Raw genomic sequence first — 1,253 nt, 5'->3', positions numbered from 1 at the left:
CTATAATGTACCTTAAGAGAATCAAATAATGAATGTATTCTATCGCTATAAGATTTTAATCGTTGTTCTTCTTCATCCATTTCTCCATATAAAACTTCATTTAATCTTTTTTCACTAGGATATGGAACTGTTAATATAACAGCTTTTTCATCATTTATTTCTAATTCAACATATCCCTCTCCAGAGTCTATAACTTTATGATTTCCATATTCACCACATTGAACTATGGTTTTAGGAGTACCAACCATAATTATTCCATGATCTCTTGCAAGTGGGCCTGCTGATACAAGTCTTTCTGGACTATCATGATTCCCTGATATAACTAATGTAATTCTCTCACCATTAGATGATATTTTTTTCAATGTATCATAAAACATTTTTTCTGCTCTTGCTGGGGGATTACTAGAATCATACACATCACCTGCAATAATAACTAAATCTATATTATTTTCTTTAACTAACTTAGCAAAATCATTTAGAAATAATTCTTGCTCATCCATTCTACTTTTTCCCTCTAAGTTTTTACCTAGATGCCAGTCACCAGTATGTAATATCCTCATCTTTACCTCCCAAAATTAATATAAATATTTAATTAAAACATACCTTCTTAGTCCACCATATTTTAATTTATCTTTTCCAACTTTATATCCTATTGATTCAAATGTATTTAAACTAAATTTATTATAAGGAGAAACTGTAGCTGTCATAATTGAAATTTTATTATTTAAAGCTATCTTCTCTAAAATTTCACAAAGAATTTTTTGAAGTTTATTTCCTCTAAAATCTTCTCTAACTATTGTAACTTCAACTTGACCAATCTCTAAAAGTTTTTCTCCCTCTATATCTAAATCATATCCATAATTCTCTTTTTCATATCCTAATTTTCTATATACACCTAAAGCTATTAGTTCATCTGAATCTAAAGTAAAATATCCTATAGCTTTACCTTCCCCTTGCATATATTCTATAAATTCTTCTTTTGTTGATAAAACATATAATTCTTTATCTTCTAATGATTTTTCTATATACTCTTGTAATTCCATTATTTTTTCAATATAATTTTCATCTAACACTTTTAATTGTGCTTTTATATTAATACCATCTTTTCTTTTTAAATCTATTATATTTTTCATTTTTTGCTCTCCACTTCATTTATATAAAGAAAAAACGCACTAAAGATGCTGTGCGTACTTTATATTAATTTTATAATAAATTCTATTCATATACAATTTTATATAAATTTAAATTAATAT

General features: G+C 25.9%; 2 protein-coding genes. Both read right to left on the bottom strand.

Features of this window, described 5'->3' with window-relative positions; all coding sequences use genetic code 11:
- Positions 1 to 560: metallophosphoesterase family protein (locus NG904_RS16055; RefSeq protein WP_502801468.1), on the bottom strand; the 560-nt coding region annotated here is incomplete at its 3' end.
- Positions 561 to 575: 15 nt separating this feature from the next.
- Positions 576 to 1,133 carry a GNAT family N-acetyltransferase gene (locus NG904_RS16050; RefSeq protein WP_252232698.1) on the bottom strand — a complete coding sequence of 186 codons (558 nt, stop codon included), beginning with the start codon at positions 1,131 to 1,133 and terminating at the stop codon, positions 576 to 578.
- Positions 1,134 to 1,253: the final 120 nt, after the last annotated feature.

Origin of the sequence: Clostridium sp. ZBS15 (assembly GCF_023845705.1) — a bacterium.
Taxonomy (GTDB): domain Bacteria; phylum Bacillota; class Clostridia; order Clostridiales; family Clostridiaceae; genus Clostridium; species Clostridium aquiflavi.
Note: the sequence above shows the minus strand (reverse complement) of the source record. Positions and strands in the feature narration are given on the sequence as shown.